Below are 14,935 nucleotides of genomic sequence, written 5' to 3' on the forward strand. Positions count from 1 at the left end.
ATGCTGATTGTAGGGCAGGTAGCTCGTCGTCATTCGACAAGTTTACCTCGTCCCCATTCCGATTGCATCAGTTTCTGCCGCGCAGACTCCTAGGGCGCCGGCGGACAGGTCCAAGCCTGCGCATCGCGTAGCAGCCCACCACCAGCAGGCAGGCGGCGCCGATGATGCGCTCCGACGACCAGCCATAGTCGTTGACCCGCAGGCCCAGCGCGTACACGCCGTTGGCCCAGATCGGCAACAACAGCATCGCCGCCACGCGCGCGCTGACGGCGACCGTGCGCGCGACGTCGGCGCCTACCGGCCACAGCGCGCCGACGAAGAAGGCGGAAAACAGCAACTGGATCGCCAGTTTCCAGGCGGCGTCGAAATAGCTCGGATAGCGCGCCACGAGGCGACGCTCCAGCGCGCCGGCCAGCACCAGCGCGTGGGCGATGTACAGGCCGACGCCGCAGAACACGAACAGCAAGGTCGACGGCATCGGATCGACGCGCGCGCCGGCGCCAGCGTCATCCCGCCAAGCCGGCGCGCCGTCGAGGCGCCAGATGTCGTACGGCGCCAGCGCGGCGACCACCAGCGCCGCCGCCAGCATCCAGGCGGCGGCGCGGCGCGGCGCCAGATGCCCCAGGCTGGAAATGAGCAACACCGGCGACAGCACGCCGAGCAACACCAGCGGCGCGAATAGATAGGGCTGGGTGGCCGGCCACAACTGGTCCGCTTTCGCCAGATACAACAGATACAGCAGCGCGCCCTGCAACAGCCCGACCGCCAGGCGCGCGGCCGCTACCCTCGGCGTCGCCACCGTGTTGAGCGTGAAGGTGTCTTTCGCGGCGGGCGTGCGCGGCATGCGGCAGTCCTGTCTCAATAAGTATGGGCGCCGCCATGATCGCACCTCGTTATGTTTTTTTTAATAATGGCCGGAGCGGCAACAGCTGCGCCAGCCCCCAGGCGAACTCCGGCAGCAAGAACAGCCACAGCACCGGCGCGCCGGTGGCCAGCAGCGCCCACGCCATCCACGTCGAAAAGAGCAGCCGCGCCGCCGCGTCGTAACGGCCGAGGCGCGGCTGCGGGTCGCGCACGCGCAACGCCGACCAGACCAGCACAATGCTCCCGAGCAAACAGCAAATAAGCACGTGGAAGGGTTCGAACGGCGGCAGGGCGGCGCCGCCCAGCAACACGTTCACGTTCGACAGCTGCTCGCGCACCAGCGCGAAGCTCCACGGCGTGGCGAAAGGCGCGGTCAGCAGCACATCATAGAGCGCGCTGGCGCGCACGATGTGGCGAAAATCGGACGGCGACACGGACGGCATCATCTTCACACTCCCAGAAAAGTAATACGGCAATGCTAAAGCCTGGAGTACACTCCAAGGTCAAGCGCAATGGAGGCGATGCATGCAAATAGGGGAAATGGCCGCGGCCACCGGGCTGAGCCGCGACACGCTGCGCTACTACGAGAAACGCGGCCTGCTGCGCGCGCGCCGCGCCGGCAACGGCTACCGCGACTACCCGCCCGAGGCGCTCGACTGGCTGCGCTACATCCGCATCGCCCAAAGCCTGGGCTTCACCCTGGCCGAAATCGAAGCCGACTTGCCGCTGCTGAACGCGCCGGAGGCGTCGGCGCCGCAACTGCGCGCCGCGCTTGCGCGCAAACTGGCCGACATCGACGTCCGCATCGCCGGGCTGCACGGCCTGCGCGGCGAACTGGCGCGCCGCCTCGACGACAACATGGCCGCCTGCCCGCTGAGCCCGCCAACACTTCCGGGTTCACATCTCGATATGGCGGTGTTGTTGTGAAACGGCATTGACGCGGATGGTCGACGCGCAATCCGGCGCGCCGCTCCGGGCCAACGTTGTCGGGTGACGCCGTCGCGGCTGGCCCGACCTGCGAAAACCGCGCTCACGGCATTCGTCTCGCCCCCCCAAGGGCGGCGGGCACGTGGGCAGGCCAACAACGCTATAATAGTTGGGCTTGACCGCGGCCATCCGGCCGCCCCTCCCCAACCGCTTTTCCGCTCTGGTCCGCTACGTGAATCCACATCTCGACAAACTGCAATCGTATCCGTTCGAAAAACTGCGCCAATTATTTGCCAAGGTAAGCGTCAATCCGGACTATTCCGCCATCAGCCTGGGCATGGGCGAGCCGAAGCACCCAACCCCGCCGTTTATCCAGCAGGCGCTGGCCGACAACGTCGCCGGACTGGCCAGCTACCCGACCACGATCGGTTCGCAGGCGCTGCGCGTGGCCATCGCCAACTGGCTCGAACGCCGCTACGGCATCGCGCCGCTGGACCCGGCCACGCAGGTGTTGCCCGTCAACGGTTCGCGCGAGGCGCTGTTCGCGCTGGCGCAAACGGTCATCGACCCGGCCGCCAAGTCGCTGGTGGTCAGCCCGAACCCGTTCTACCAGATCTACGAGGGCGCCGCCTACCTGGCCGGCGCCGAGCCGTATTTCGTCAATTCCGATCCGGCGCGTAATTTCGGCTGCGATTACGACAGCATTCCGCCCGCCGTCTGGGATCGCGTCGCGCTGCTGTTCGTCTGCTCGCCCGGCAACCCGACCGGCGCCACGCTGACCCTGACCGACTGGGAGCACCTGTTCGCGCTGTCCGAGCGCTACAACTTCGTCATCGCCGCCGACGAGTGCTATTCCGAGATCTACCACGGCGACCAGCCGCCGCTGGGCGCGCTGGAGGCGGCCCACACGCTCGGCCTGGCCGGCGCCCCGCGCCCGTACGCGCGCCTGGTGGTGTTCTCCAGCCTGTCGAAGCGCTCCAACGTGCCGGGCATGCGCTCGGGCTTCGTCGCCGGCGACGCCGAGGTGTTGAAAAAATTCCTGCTCTACCGAACCTACCACGGCGGCGCCATGAGCCCCACCGTGCAGGCGGCCTCCGTCGCGGCCTGGAACGACGAAACCCACGTCGAAGAGAATCGCGCAAAGTACCGCGCCAAGTTCGCCGCCATCACGCCGCTGTTGCAGGGCGTGCTGCAAGTGGAACTGCCGGACGCCGGCTTTTACCTGTGGGCCGACGTCAGCCGCACCGGCCTGTCGGACACGCAATTCGCGCAGCGCCTGTACGCCGAATATAATGTCACGGTATTGCCTGGCAGTTACCTGGCGCGCGACGCGCACGGCATCAATCCAGGCAGCAACCGGGTCCGCATGGCGCTGGTCGCCGAGGCCGAGGAAGGCTTGGAGGCGGCGCGCCGCATCGTCCAGTTCTGCCATTCCTTATCAGCATCTTGAACCACCAACCAAAGAACATCATGAGCCAACAATTAGAGCAAATCATCGAGCAGGCGTGGGAAAACCGCGCCGAGATCACCCCGGCCAACGGCGCCGCCGAGCTGCGTGACGCGGTCGGCCACGTTATCGCCGGCCTCGACGACGGCAGCATCCGCGTCGCGCAAAAAACCGGCGCCGACTGGGTCGTCAACCAGTGGGTCAAGAAAGCCGTGCTGCTGTCGTTCCGCCTGGAAAACAACGTCGTGATGAGCGGCGACGGCACCATGCAGTTCTACGACAAGGTACCGACCAAGTTCGCCAACTACACCGAAGCCGACTTCGTCAAGGGCGGCTTCCGTGTGGTGCCGCCGGCCGTCGCCCGCCGCGGCAGCTTCATCGGCAAGAACGTCGTCATGATGCCGTCGTTCGTCAACATCGGCGCCTACGTCGACGAAGGCACCATGGTCGACGCCTGGGCCACCGTCGGCTCCTGCGCGCAGATCGGCAAGAACGTCCACCTGTCCGGCGGCGTCGGCATCGGCGGCGTGCTGGAACCGATGCAAGCGAACCCGACCATCATCGAGGACAATTGCTTCATCGGCGCCCGCTCGGAAATCGTCGAAGGCGTCATCGTCGAAGAGAACTCGGTGATTTCGATGGGCGTCTACATCGGCCAGTCGACCAAGATCTACGACCGCGCCACCGGCGAAGTGAGCTACGGCCGCGTGCCGGCCGGCTCCGTCGTGGTGTCGGGCAACCTGCCGTCGGACGACGGCAAGTACAGCCTGTACTGCGCCGTCATCGTCAAGCGCGTCGACGCCAAAACCCGCGCCAAGACCGGCATCAACGAATTGCTGCGCGGGATTTAATTCAGCCACACCGGGGACAGACCACGTTTTCCGAGAAATACTTTCTCGGAAAACGTGGTCTGTCCCCAAACTGATGAAGGGGTACACGATGGCCATGGAACGCTTATTCCAGTTGATGAAGGAAAAGAACGCGTCGGACATGTTTTTCGCGGTCAATTCCCCGGTCCACCTGAAGATCAACGGCAATCTGATCCCCATCAATCAACAAAAGCTAGAGCCGGACAACATCGGCTCGCTGCTCTCTGAAATCTGCACGCCCGAACAAGTGGCCGAGCTGGAACGCGAGAACGAACTCAACATGGGCATCTCGGTGCCCAACTTGGGCCGCTTCCGCCTGTCGGCGTTCCGCCAGCGCGGCAGCATCTCCGCCGTGTTCCGCTACGTGCCCGCCAACATCCCGGCGCTGGCCGACCTCGGCCTGCCGAGCGCGCTCGCCGAGCTGATCATGGAAAAGCGCGGCCTGATGCTGATCGTCGGCTCGACCGGCTCGGGCAAGTCGACCACCATCGCGTCGATGCTGGACCACCGCAACGAGTTGCGCTCCGGCCATATCCTGACCCTGGAAGACCCGATCGAGTACCTGTTCAAGAACAAGCGATCGATCGTCAACCAGCGCGAGATCGGCAGCGACGCCAAGGACTTCTACACCGCGCTGCGCAATTCGATGCGCCAGGCGCCCGACTGCATCCTGATCGGTGAAATCCGCGACAAGGAAACCATGGCCGCCGCGCTGGCCTACGCCCAGTCCGGCCACCTGGTGCTGGCCACGCTGCACGCCAACAACAGTTACAACGCGCTGAACCGCATTATCAGTTTCTATCCGATCGAGAACCGCGCGTCGCTGCTGCAAGACCTGTCGTCGACGGTCAAGGCCATCGTGTCGCAGCGCCTGGTGCGCTCGATCAACGGCGGCACCCGCACGGCGGCCGTCGAGATCATGGTCAACACCCGCCACATCTCCGACTTGATCGAACAGGGCGACATCAACCAGATCAAGGAGGCGATCGAGAAAAGCATGTCGCCGGGCTCGCAGTCGTTCGAGCTGGCGCTGCTGCAATTGGTCAAGGACGGCATCATCAGCCAGGAGGAGGCGCTGGCCAACGCCGATTCGGCCACCAATTTATTGTGGCTGCTTAACAACGGGCCGGACAGCAAGAGCGCCCAGGCCGAGCCGGAAGCCAAGGCCAGCACCGAGGCGTCGTTTACCGAGTTTACGCTGAACACTTGAGGCGCCCAGCCGCCTCCGCCTGCCCTATTTCACTTCGCGCGCCAGTTTCAGCATTTGGTAGCTCAGCACCAGTCCGCGCCGCTTCGCCTCGGTCTGGTTGATGCGGAACGCCAAGCCGTTCGGCTCCAGTACCAGGCCGATCACGGCGCCGCTGCGAAACGATTCGGCGCTGTCGCCGACGATCAGCACCGGGCCGTCGGCCAGCAACTCGCGCCAGCGCTGCAGCTCGGCCCGCCCTGTCATTCCCAGCACCAGCAACTGGCACTGCGGCACCGCTTGCGGTTCGCTCAGGTACAACAGGCGCACCGGCGCCGCACCGGGCGCGCCCTGCGTCAGCCCGCGCAAGGCTTCCTGCAACGGCGCGTTGCCGGCCACGCAGTAGGTGAATTCGCGCGGCGGCGCCGGCGGCCATTCGGTCAGTTGCGCGAAGCGGTAGATGAAGGCCGCCTTCAGTTGCACCTCGTCCGGGCCGGCCCACGCCGACGCCGGCGCGGCCAGGCCCAGCCAGCACAGCGCGGCCAGCCAACAGCGGCGCCTCATGGAAGGAAACGCCGCGTCAGCGACAGCCGCAGCACCCGCCCCTCTTGCAGCAGCGACACGCCCGGCGTCCAGGGCCGGTCGGCATAGCGCTTGTTGGCCAGGTTGTAGAGTCCCAGCGACCACTCCGCCTCGGCGCCCGGGCGCCACAGCAGTACCGCGTTGACCAGCGCGTAGCCGGGCAAGTCCTGCGCGTCGGTGCGGCGCCGGCTGGTGCCGAGCGCCTGCCACGACAGCCGCAGCGCGTCGCCCGCCAGCGGCTGGCTGAACATGAGTTTGACCAGCGTGCGCGGCGAATTGCTCAAGCCCTGGCCGTGCGCGTCCTTGCTGTCCTGCAGCGACACGGCGGCGCGCAATTGCCGGCCGCCGTCCCAGCGCCGCTCCAGCCCCAGCTCGGCGCCGGCGTTGCGGATCGGGCCGCTGTTCTCGACGAAGCCGGTTTGCTGGTTCACGCCGATCAGGTCGCGCAAGCGCGAAGCGTAGAGCGACAGCCGGTATTGCAGGCGCGGCGTGGGCGCGTGCTCCCACGCCAGTTCCAGCGTGCGTATCCGCTCCGGCGCCGGAACGGCCACCTGGTACGGCGCGTTGACCTGGAACTCGTACAGGTTGGCGGCGCGGAAGGCGCTGCCGTACATCAACTTCAGCGTCGCGTCGGCGACGCCGCTCCAGACCCAGGCCAGGCGCGGATTGCTGCTGCCGCCGCCGGCCGTGGCCTGGTCGCGGCGCCATCCGAGGATCAGGCGGTGCGCGTCGTTGAGGCGCCAGGCGTCCTGCACGAACAGGCCGCGGCGCCGGTTGTTGCCGAAAAACTCGGCCAGCACCGGCTCGCCGACGGTGCCGGCGCTGATTTTTTGCTCGCGGTCGCCCTGGTATTCGACGCCCGCCATCAAGTCGTGGTCGCGCCAGCGCCGCGTGCTTAGGCGCAGGTCGGCGTTGACCCAGCGCCCCAGCGAGACGGTGGCGTATTCGCGTTCCAGCGCGTCGTCGCGCAGATACGGTTCAATGTAGCGGTACTCGCTGCGCTTGGCCGAGACGGCGCCGAACAAGGTCCAGTCGTCGCCCAGCGCGCGCTCGTACGCCAGCGCGGCGAAGCTGCCGTTGACGACGGCGCGGGCTTGGCCGAAGTTGTGGCCAGGCCCGGCCCCCAGCGCGCCGGGGAAGCCGCGCTCGCGCTGGCTGACGCCGCCGCGCAAGGTCCAGCCGCCGACGCGCGCCATGCCCAGCACGCGCTCGCCGCGGTCCCAGTTGCGCTCGGCGGCAAGGTCGCGCTCGGCCGGCGCCACCTCGACCGCCGAGGCGATGCGGTCCTGGCGGAACGCGCTCAGCGCCAGCCAGCCCTCCCAGCCGCGTTCGGAGCGGTGGCCCCAGCTGGCGCGCAGCTGGCGCAGCCGGTCCGAGTCGACGGCGGCGCTCACCTGCGCGCCGCGCAATTTGTCGCTGCCCTTGGTAATGACGTTCACCACGCCGAGGAAGGCGTTGTTGCCGTACAGCGCGGAGCCGGGGCCGGGCGCGAATTCAACCCGCTCGATCAGCCCGACGTCGACCGGGAACTCCGGCCCCAGCACGCCGGCGTCGTAGATGTTCTCGTTGACGCGGATGCCGTCGACCAGGAACAACAGGCGCGAGTTCAGGTCGCCCGGCCGACCCAGGCCGCGCGCGCCGACGTAGACGAATTCGCCGTCGCCGCTGACGAACAGGCCCGGCATGCTGCGCATGACGTCGGCCATGTTGCGCAGGCCGTAGCGGGCGATGTCGGCGTCGGTGACGACGTAGGTGACAGACGGCGCCTGCGCCGCGCTTTCGGCGTAGCGCGACGAGGTCGACACTTCGACCTCGCGCGGCACCTCGCTCAGCGGCTGGCGCAGCAACTGCTCCAGCGTAGGCTGGGCGGCGCTGGCGGGGGGCTGGGCCGGGGCCGGGACTGGCACTAGAGCTTGCGCTTGCGCCTGTTGCAGCGCCGGCCAGCAGCACGCCGCAGCCAGCGCCAGCCGCAGCGCGGCGCCGCGGCGCCTACTCGGACTGCGCATCGCCGGCCCTCCTGAAGGTGTTTTTGCCAGCCCGCTTGGCCGCGTACATGGCGCGGTCGGAGGCGTTCAGCAAGGCGCTCGGGTCGCCCGCGTCGAGCGGGTAGAAGGCCAGCCCGATGGTGGCGCCGACCGGCATCAACCGGCCGGCGACGTGCAGCGGCGCGCGCACCGCCTCGATGACGCGGCGCGCCAACTGCTCGGCGGCGGCCTGGTCCGGCAGCGCCGGCAAGATCAGCGCGAACTCGTCGCCGCCGAGCCGGCACAACACGTCGCGCGCGCGCACCGCGCCGGCCATGCGCTGCGCCACTTCGCACAGCACGGCGTCGCCGGCCTCGTGGCCGTGCTCGTCGTTGACGACCTTGAAATTGTCCAGGTCGATGAACATCAGCGCCATCAGCTCGGCGGCGTGGGCGCTGTGCACCAGGTGGCGCTGCAACTCGCCCTGGAAGAACAGCCGGTTCGGCAACGCGGTCAGGCTGTCGCGGTGCGCCAGCCGCTGCATCTGCCGGCCGGCCACTTGTTCCTGTTCCAATTGCTGGTGCAAATCGGCCTGCCAGATCTCGATGCGTTTCAACATCTCGTTGAAGCGTTCGGTCAAGCGCCCCACCTCGTCGCGCCGGTGCACGGTGGCGCGGCGGCTGTAGTTGTGGTCGCGCGAGACGCGCTCGGCCAGGTCGGACAGGTCGACGATGGGCGCCAGCGCCCGCCGCTGCACCGCGCGCAGGCCGCGCGCCGCGACCCAGATCGCCAGCGCGATCAAGGTTCCGGCCAGGCCGGACAGTTGCAACAGGGTGCGGTGCAGGCTTTGCAGGCTTTCGCGCACCACCAGCGCGCCGACCCGCTCGCCCTTCAGGCGCACCGGCACCCACACCTCCAGCGCCTGCGCCGAGGTGCTGGTGACGCTGGCGCGCGTGGCCAGTTGGCGCGGCGGCGCCAGCCGCGCCAGCGCCGCGCCGGGCTCGGCCTGCCAGTGGGCGAACAGCACGTTCTGGTTGGTTTGCACCTGCACTTCGAGCAGGTCGCTGCGGCGCGAGAACGAAGCCAGCTCGTTGCGCGCGGCGGCGGCGTCGACGAACACCAGCATCGGCGCGACGCTGTTGGCCAGCAGCTGCGCGCCCAGTTCGGCGCTTTGCGCCTGGCGCGCGCGCGCGACGAACCAGGTCGCCGTGGCGATCAGCGTGAACGTCAGCAACATGGTTGCGCTCAGCACCAGCAGGTTCAGCCGCGTCAGGCGCCGTACCAGCGAGTCGCCGGAAGCGCGGGGCTGCGGTACGTGGGTGGCGCTGGTCTGGTCGGTCATGGCTGCGGTGGCGGCTTGGCGGCGGCGTGGTGGCGACTGGGGAAACGGCATGGCGGCGGCGGGAAGGGGCGGTCCGTTCCGGCGCACAATTTCCTCAAGGAATTATCTTTCTATGGGATTGTATGCCGAAAGCCCGCCGCGGTGGCGCAAAAGAGCGGCGATTGCGCCGCGGCGTGGCGCGCCGGCCACCGCAGCCATGGTATTCTAGCGCCCTTCGAGCGGGCACTTTGGCCCGATCAACCCTGCCAGCCCCCGATTTCTCATGACAATGACCTTATATGGCATCCCGAACTGCGACACGGTCAAAAAAGCCCGCGTCTGGCTCGCCGACCAGCAGCAAGCGTTTACCTTCCACGATTTCAAGAAGCAGGGCCTGGAGCGCGCCACCGTCGCGCAATGGCTGCAACATCTGCAATGGGAGGCGCTGGTGAACCGCAAGGGCACCACCTGGCGCAATCTGAGCGAGGAACGCAAGGCCGCCGTGGTCGACGCCGACAGCGCGCTGGAACTGATGCTGGAGTCGCCGTCGGTGATCAAGCGGCCGGTGCTGCATGATGGACAACAGTTCCATGTCGCGTTTTCGGACGCGCAGTACCGCGCGATTTTTGGGCTGTAGACTGTCAACCAAGCAACTCCTGTAACCCCGGGGTCAGCCCCCCCGGCCGCACCTCCATAATAAATATATATGACTTATTCCAAGACTCTCGCGCTGACCGAAAAACTGCTGGCCCTGTCCTCCGTCACGCCCGACGACAAGGGCTGCCAGCGCCATCTGATCGACCTGCTCGAGCCGCTCGGCTTCGTCTGCGAAACCATCGAGTCGAACGGCGTCACCAATCTGTGGGCGCGCAAGGGCGCGACGGCGCCGCTGATCGTCTTCGCCGGCCACACCGACGTGGTGCCGACCGGCCCGGTCGAGCAGTGGCGCTCGCAGCCGTTTATTCCGACCCACCGCGACGGCAAGCTGTACGGCCGCGGCTCGGCCGACATGAAGACCTCGATCGCCGCCATGGTCGTGGCCTGCGAGGAATTCGTCGCCGCCCGCCCGGCCCATAGCGGCTCGATCGGCTTCCTCATCACCAGCGACGAGGAGGGCCCGGCCACCGACGGCACCGTGATCGTTTGCAAGATGCTGAAGGAACGCGGCGAACAGATCGACTATTGCCTGGTCGGCGAGCCGACCTCGGCCGACACGCTGGGCGACATGATCAAGAACGGCCGCCGCGGCTCGCTCGGCGGCAGGCTGACCGTCAAGGGCGTGCAGGGCCACATCGCCTACCCGCAGCTGGCGAAGAACCCGATCCACCTGGCCGCGCCGGCGCTGGCCGAGCTGGTCGCCGAGCAATGGGACGCCGGCAACGAATACTATTTGCCGACGTCGTGGCAGATGTCCAACATCCACGGCGGCGCCGGCGCCTCCAACGTCATCCCGGGCGAACTGGTGGTCGACTTCAACTTCCGCTTCTCCACCGCCAGCACCTCCGAGGGCTTGAAGGCGCGCGTCCACGCCATCCTCGACAAGCACGGTGTCGAGTACGACATGAAGTGGACGCTGAGCGGCCTGCCCTTCCTGACCCCGCGCGGCGAGCTGAGCGACGCGCTATCGTCGGCGATCCTGGCCGAAACCGGCATCGAAACGGAGTTATCGACCACTGGCGGCACCTCCGATGGCCGTTTCATCGCTCAGATCTGCCCGCAGGTGATAGAATTCGGTCCTCCTAACGCAAGTATCCACAAGATCGACGAGCACATCGAACTGCGCTTCATCGATCCGCTGAAGAATATCTACCGGCGTACGCTGGAGAACTTGCTGCCTTAACCCCATATCCAGGCCCGCTCGCGGGCCGCCTTTTTTTCGAGAGCGCCCATGAGCCCGACCTCTTTCACCACGCCGCGCGACTTGCTGCGCTACGCCGTGACCCGCTTCAACACCGCCAAGTTGTTTTTTGGCCACGGCAGCGCCGAAGCGTTCGACGAGGCGGCCTACCTGATCCTGCACACGCTCAAGCTGCCGCTGGACAAGCTGGAACCCTTCCTGGACGCCAAATTGCTGGCCGACGAAGTGGCCGCCGTGCTGGCCGTCATCGAGCGCCGCAGCGTCGAGCGCGTGCCGGCCGCCTACATCACCAAGGAAGGCTGGCTCGGCACGTACAACTTCTACGTCGACGAGCGCGTCATCGTGCCGCGCTCCTTCATCGCCGAGCTGGTGCCGGACTTCTTCTCGCCGTGGGTACCCGATCCCGAGGGCGTGGAAAACATCCTGGAACTGTGCACCGGTTCCGGCTGCCTGGCGATCATGCTGGCCGACGCCTTCCAGAACGCCAAGGTCGACGCCGTCGACATCTCGCCGGACGCGCTGGCCGTGGCGCGCCGCAACGTCTCCGACTACAAGCTGGAGTCGCGCGTAACCTTGATCGAGAGCGACCTGTACCAGAACGTGCCGGACAAGAAATACGATTTGATCATCACCAATCCGCCGTACGTGAACTCTACGTCGATGGGCAAGTTGCCGCAAGAGTACCTGTGCGAGCCGCGGATCGCCCTCGACGGCGGCAGCGACGGCATGGACCTGGTGCGCAAGATCGTCGCCGGCGCCGCCGAGCGCCTGACCGACGACGGCATTTTGATGGTTGAAATCGGCAACGAGCGCGCATTCGCCGAAGCCGCCTTTGGCGCGCTGGGCCTGACCTGGCTGACCACCAGCGCCGGCGACGACATGGTGTTCCTGCTGACCGCCGACCAGTTGCGTTTGAACTAATAGCATGAAGCCGGGGCGCCGGCGGCTCCGCCGCCGGATGCACGCCTCTGGTTTCCACATTTGCATGACCTGAACTGCATTCCCAGCGAGACCGGGGTTGTGTTCTTCACCCCATAACAAAGCACAAAAATGATACGTTTTCTACAAGTAAGCCTGATGCGCGGCATCAAACCGTTGTTGGAGCAAGTCGACGTCACCCTCAACCCGGGCGACAAGATCGGCTTGATCGGCGCCAACGGCGCCGGCAAATCGAGCCTGTTCGGCCTGCTGCGCGGCGAGTTGCACCCGGACCAGGGCGAGATCGATTTCCCGGCCAAGTGGCGCATGGCTTACGTGGCGCAGGAAACCCCGGCGCTGGACCGCGCCGCGCTCGACTACGCGATCGACGGCGACGTCACGCTGCGCAAGCTGGAAAGCGAACTGGCGCGCCTGGAATCGGAGCCTGAAACGACCGAAAACGGCATCGCCATCGGCAATATGTACAGCGCGCTGGCCGACGCCGACGCCTACACCGTGCAGTCGCGCGGCGAGCAATTGCTGCTGGGCCTGGGCTTCACGCTGGACCAGATGCAATTGCCGGTGGCCAGCTTCTCCGGCGGCTGGCGCATGCGCCTGAATTTGGCGCAGGCGCTGATGTGCCCGTCCGACCTGCTGCTGCTCGATGAACCGACCAACCATTTGGATTTGGACGCGATCATCTGGCTGGAAGACTGGCTCAAGCGCTACCCCGGCACCCTGATCATTATTTCGCATGACCGCGACTTCCTCGACGAGGTCGTCAACGTCGTCGTGCACATCGACGAGCGCAAGCTCAAACGCTACTCGGGCAACTACTCCGGCTTCGAACGCCAACGCAACGCGCAACTGATCCTGGCCGCCGGCGCGCTGGAAAAGCAAACCCGCCAACGCGCCCATCTGGAATCGTTCGTCAACCGCTTCAAGGCCCAGGCCTCGAAGGCGCGCCAGGCGCAGAGCCGCATGAAGGCGCTGGCGAAGATGGAAGAACTGGCGCCGCTGCGCGCCGCCGCGGAATTCTCGTTTGAATTCCGCGAGCCGCTGAACGCGCCGAACCCGCTGCTGGTGCTGGAAGACGTCGACGCCGGCTACAACATCGAGAACCCCGAGACCGGCGTCGTGACGCAAAAGAAGATCGTCAACGGCATCAACTTCTCGCTGCAAATCGGCCAGCGCATCGGCTTGCTGGGCGTGAACGGCGCCGGTAAGTCGACGCTGATCAAAACCATCGCCGGCGAAATCGGCCCGCTGACCGGCGACGCCGTCATCGGCAAAGGCTTGTCGATCGGCTACTTCGCCCAGCACCAGGTGGAAATGCTGCGCCACGACGAATCGCCGCTGTGGCATCTGGGCAAAATCGCCCCCGGCGTGCGCGAGCAGGAACTGCGCAACTTCCTGGGCGGCTTCAACTTCCCGGGCACCATGGTGACCAGCTCGATCCGCCCCTTCTCCGGCGGCGAGAAGGCGCGCCTGGCGCTGGCCCTGATCGTCTGGCAGCGCCCCAACCTGCTGCTGCTCGATGAGCCGACCAACCATTTGGACCTGGAAACGCGCGAGGCGCTGACGATGGCGCTGGCGCAGTTCGAAGGCACGCTGGTGGTCGTCTCGCATGACCGGCATTTGCTGCGCGCCACCACCGACCAGTTCATCATCGTCGCCGACGGCAAGCTGCAGCCCTTCGACGGCGATCTGGACGACTACAAGGACTGGCTGTTCAAGACCAAGCTGGGCAAGGGCACCACCGTGCTGCCGGCCGCCGGCAAGGACAACAAGACCGACTTCCCGGTCGCCCCGACGGTGGCCGCGGCCGCCCCGGCGGTCGACAAGCGCGACCAGAAACGCGTCGACGCCGAAGAGCGCCAGCGCCTGACCGCGCTGCGCAAGCCGATCGAGAACAAGATCAAGCGCCAGGAAGAGCAGATCGCCAAGCGCAACGTGCAAAAAGAGGAAGTCGACGCCAAGCTCGGCGAGCCGGGCATCTACGACGCCGCCAACAAGGCCAAGCTGAAGCAATTGCTGGCCGACCAGACCTTCTTCACCAAGGACCTGGCGCAGTTGGAAGCGGAATGGCTGGCCTTGCAGGAACAGCTGGAAGCGCTGGCGGTGTAGTCACGCCAGCCCGTTACGCCAGCGCGGGCGGGTCGCCTCAGGCGGCCTGCCTGGCGCCGGCGCCGACCCGGCGGATCGACATCAACTTGTCGATATCCACCAGAATCAGGCGGCGCCCGCCGATCTCCCCCAAACCCAGCAAATAGTCCACCTCGTTCTGCGCTTCCGCGCCGGGAATCGGGTGGATGTCGCTGTTGCACAGCGTAACGATGTCGGTCACGCCGTCGACCACCATACCCATCACGCAATTCGACAATTTCAGAATGATCACGTCGGTCATCGGATCGGTCAGCACCGGCCGGTCGCTGAAAGCGATGCGCATGTCGACCAGCGGCATGATGACCCCGCGCGAGACGGCGACACCGCCGATGATCTCGCCATCGGAGGCGAAACGGTCCAGCTCCTTGAACGGGCGCAGCTCCTGCACCCGGTCGAAGTCGAGGCCGTACTCCAGGCCGCCGAGGCGGAAACTCAGATATTGCCGCTGCGATTCGTCCACCTTGCCGATACGGGCGGCATCGGCAAAGCGCGTAGTCATTGGCTGCATGGGGTTCCTTTCGTCCGGGGGTGGCTGCCGCGAGGAGCCGCGAATACCCATGCTAACCAGACTCCACCCGCGCGGCGTTGAGCGACATCAACATTGCTAGCGGCGGGCGCCACGACAACGCCGGCGCCGGTGATTCTTGCAAAGCATAAAGAAGGCGCTACAATAAGACCGCCCAGGGTCTTTCCCACATGCCGTGAGCGTGTCGTAGATCGGGTTACGCCGTGCCGGCCAACCCGACCTTCTATGATGAATTCCAAGTCAACTGGTTTTTCGCAAATTTATCCTATCCCTTGTTTCGGTATCGGCGGGGTCAAGGGCGGGCGAA

Annotated in this window: 14 protein-coding genes; 8 read left to right on the plus strand and 6 right to left on the minus strand. The window is 66.3% G+C overall.

Translation table 11 applies throughout. The features are described from left to right. Nucleotides 1–67 precede the first annotated feature (67 nt). Entirely contained in the window at nt 68–844 is a 777-nt protein-coding gene (locus ACFDR9_RS23795) for a hypothetical protein (RefSeq protein ID WP_409032556.1), read from the minus strand. A gap of 49 nt (nt 845–893) precedes the next feature. After that, nucleotides 894–1,310: a hypothetical protein gene (locus ACFDR9_RS23800; RefSeq protein ID WP_409032557.1), complete on the minus strand. Its 417-nt coding sequence runs from the start codon at nt 1,308–1,310 to the stop codon at nt 894–896. Between the two features lie 79 nt (nt 1,311–1,389). On the opposite strand from ACFDR9_RS23800, the gene ACFDR9_RS23805 reads away from it, so the two are divergent. The 4 genes from ACFDR9_RS23805 to ACFDR9_RS23820 all read left to right on the plus strand — a co-directional run bounded on the left by ACFDR9_RS23805 (nt 1,390) and on the right by ACFDR9_RS23820 (nt 5,317). Beyond that, entirely contained in the window at nt 1,390–1,791 is a 402-nt protein-coding gene (locus ACFDR9_RS23805) for a MerR family transcriptional regulator (protein ID WP_409032558.1), read from the plus strand. A 232-nt stretch (nt 1,792–2,023) separates the two neighbouring features. Further along, nucleotides 2,024–3,241, plus strand: a complete 1,218-nt coding sequence (gene dapC / locus ACFDR9_RS23810; RefSeq protein WP_409032559.1) for a succinyldiaminopimelate transaminase — start codon at nt 2,024–2,026, stop codon at nt 3,239–3,241. Nucleotides 3,242–3,261: 20 nt separating this feature from the next. Continuing rightward, the gene (gene dapD / locus ACFDR9_RS23815; RefSeq protein WP_017874826.1) at nt 3,262–4,089 is read left to right on the plus strand and encodes a 2,3,4,5-tetrahydropyridine-2,6-dicarboxylate N-succinyltransferase; all 828 of its coding nucleotides are present in this window, start codon (nt 3,262–3,264) and stop codon (nt 4,087–4,089) included. 88 nt (nt 4,090–4,177) lie between these two features. Further along, on the plus strand, nt 4,178–5,317 hold the full coding sequence (locus tag ACFDR9_RS23820; RefSeq protein ID WP_409032560.1) for a PilT/PilU family type 4a pilus ATPase: 1,140 nt from the start codon (nt 4,178–4,180) through the stop codon (nt 5,315–5,317). Between the two features lie 24 nt (nt 5,318–5,341). Here the strand turns inward: ACFDR9_RS23820 and ACFDR9_RS23825 are convergent, their stop codons facing one another. Genes ACFDR9_RS23825 through ACFDR9_RS23835 form a run of 3 tightly spaced genes read right to left on the minus strand, consistent with a single transcriptional unit; the run spans nt 5,342 to nt 9,181 of the window. Next, nucleotides 5,342–5,857, minus strand: coding sequence for a YfiR family protein (locus ACFDR9_RS23825; protein ID WP_409032561.1), 516 nt, complete (start codon nt 5,855–5,857; stop codon nt 5,342–5,344). Further along, entirely contained in the window at nt 5,854–7,881 is a 2,028-nt protein-coding gene (locus ACFDR9_RS23830) for a TonB-dependent receptor plug domain-containing protein (protein ID WP_409032562.1), read from the minus strand. Before ACFDR9_RS23830 ends, ACFDR9_RS23825 begins: the two co-directional genes overlap by 4 nt. After that, nucleotides 7,865–9,181, minus strand: coding sequence for a diguanylate cyclase domain-containing protein (locus ACFDR9_RS23835; protein ID WP_409032563.1), 1,317 nt, complete (start codon nt 9,179–9,181; stop codon nt 7,865–7,867). The genes ACFDR9_RS23830 and ACFDR9_RS23835 overlap by 17 nt, the downstream gene beginning before the upstream one ends. Nucleotides 9,182–9,443: 262 nt before the next feature. Here ACFDR9_RS23835 and ACFDR9_RS23840 point away from each other — a divergent pair, with 262 nt between their 5' ends. From ACFDR9_RS23840 to ACFDR9_RS23855, 4 genes are all read left to right on the plus strand, one after another. Next, nucleotides 9,444–9,797, plus strand: coding sequence for an ArsC family reductase (locus ACFDR9_RS23840; protein ID WP_409032564.1), 354 nt, complete (start codon nt 9,444–9,446; stop codon nt 9,795–9,797). Between the two features lie 69 nt (nt 9,798–9,866). Further along, entirely contained in the window at nt 9,867–11,000 is a 1,134-nt protein-coding gene (gene dapE, locus ACFDR9_RS23845) for a succinyl-diaminopimelate desuccinylase (RefSeq protein ID WP_017874820.1), read from the plus strand. Between the two features lie 48 nt (nt 11,001–11,048). Beyond that, nucleotides 11,049–11,939, plus strand: coding sequence for a 50S ribosomal protein L3 N(5)-glutamine methyltransferase (prmB, locus tag ACFDR9_RS23850; RefSeq protein ID WP_409032565.1), 891 nt, complete (start codon nt 11,049–11,051; stop codon nt 11,937–11,939). A gap of 129 nt (nt 11,940–12,068) precedes the next feature. Continuing rightward, nucleotides 12,069–14,063, plus strand: a complete 1,995-nt coding sequence (locus ACFDR9_RS23855; protein ID WP_157406413.1) for an ATP-binding cassette domain-containing protein — start codon at nt 12,069–12,071, stop codon at nt 14,061–14,063. Nucleotides 14,064–14,100: 37 nt separating this feature from the next. Here the strand turns inward: ACFDR9_RS23855 and ACFDR9_RS23860 are convergent, their stop codons facing one another. Beyond that, nucleotides 14,101–14,601, minus strand: a complete 501-nt coding sequence (locus tag ACFDR9_RS23860) for a chemotaxis protein CheW (protein WP_017874817.1) — start codon at nt 14,599–14,601, stop codon at nt 14,101–14,103. Nucleotides 14,602–14,935: the final 334 nt, after the last annotated feature.

It is taken from the genome of Janthinobacterium sp. CG_23.3 (assembly GCF_046115965.1).
In the GTDB taxonomy this organism is placed as follows: Bacteria; Pseudomonadota; Gammaproteobacteria; order Burkholderiales; family Burkholderiaceae_D; genus Janthinobacterium.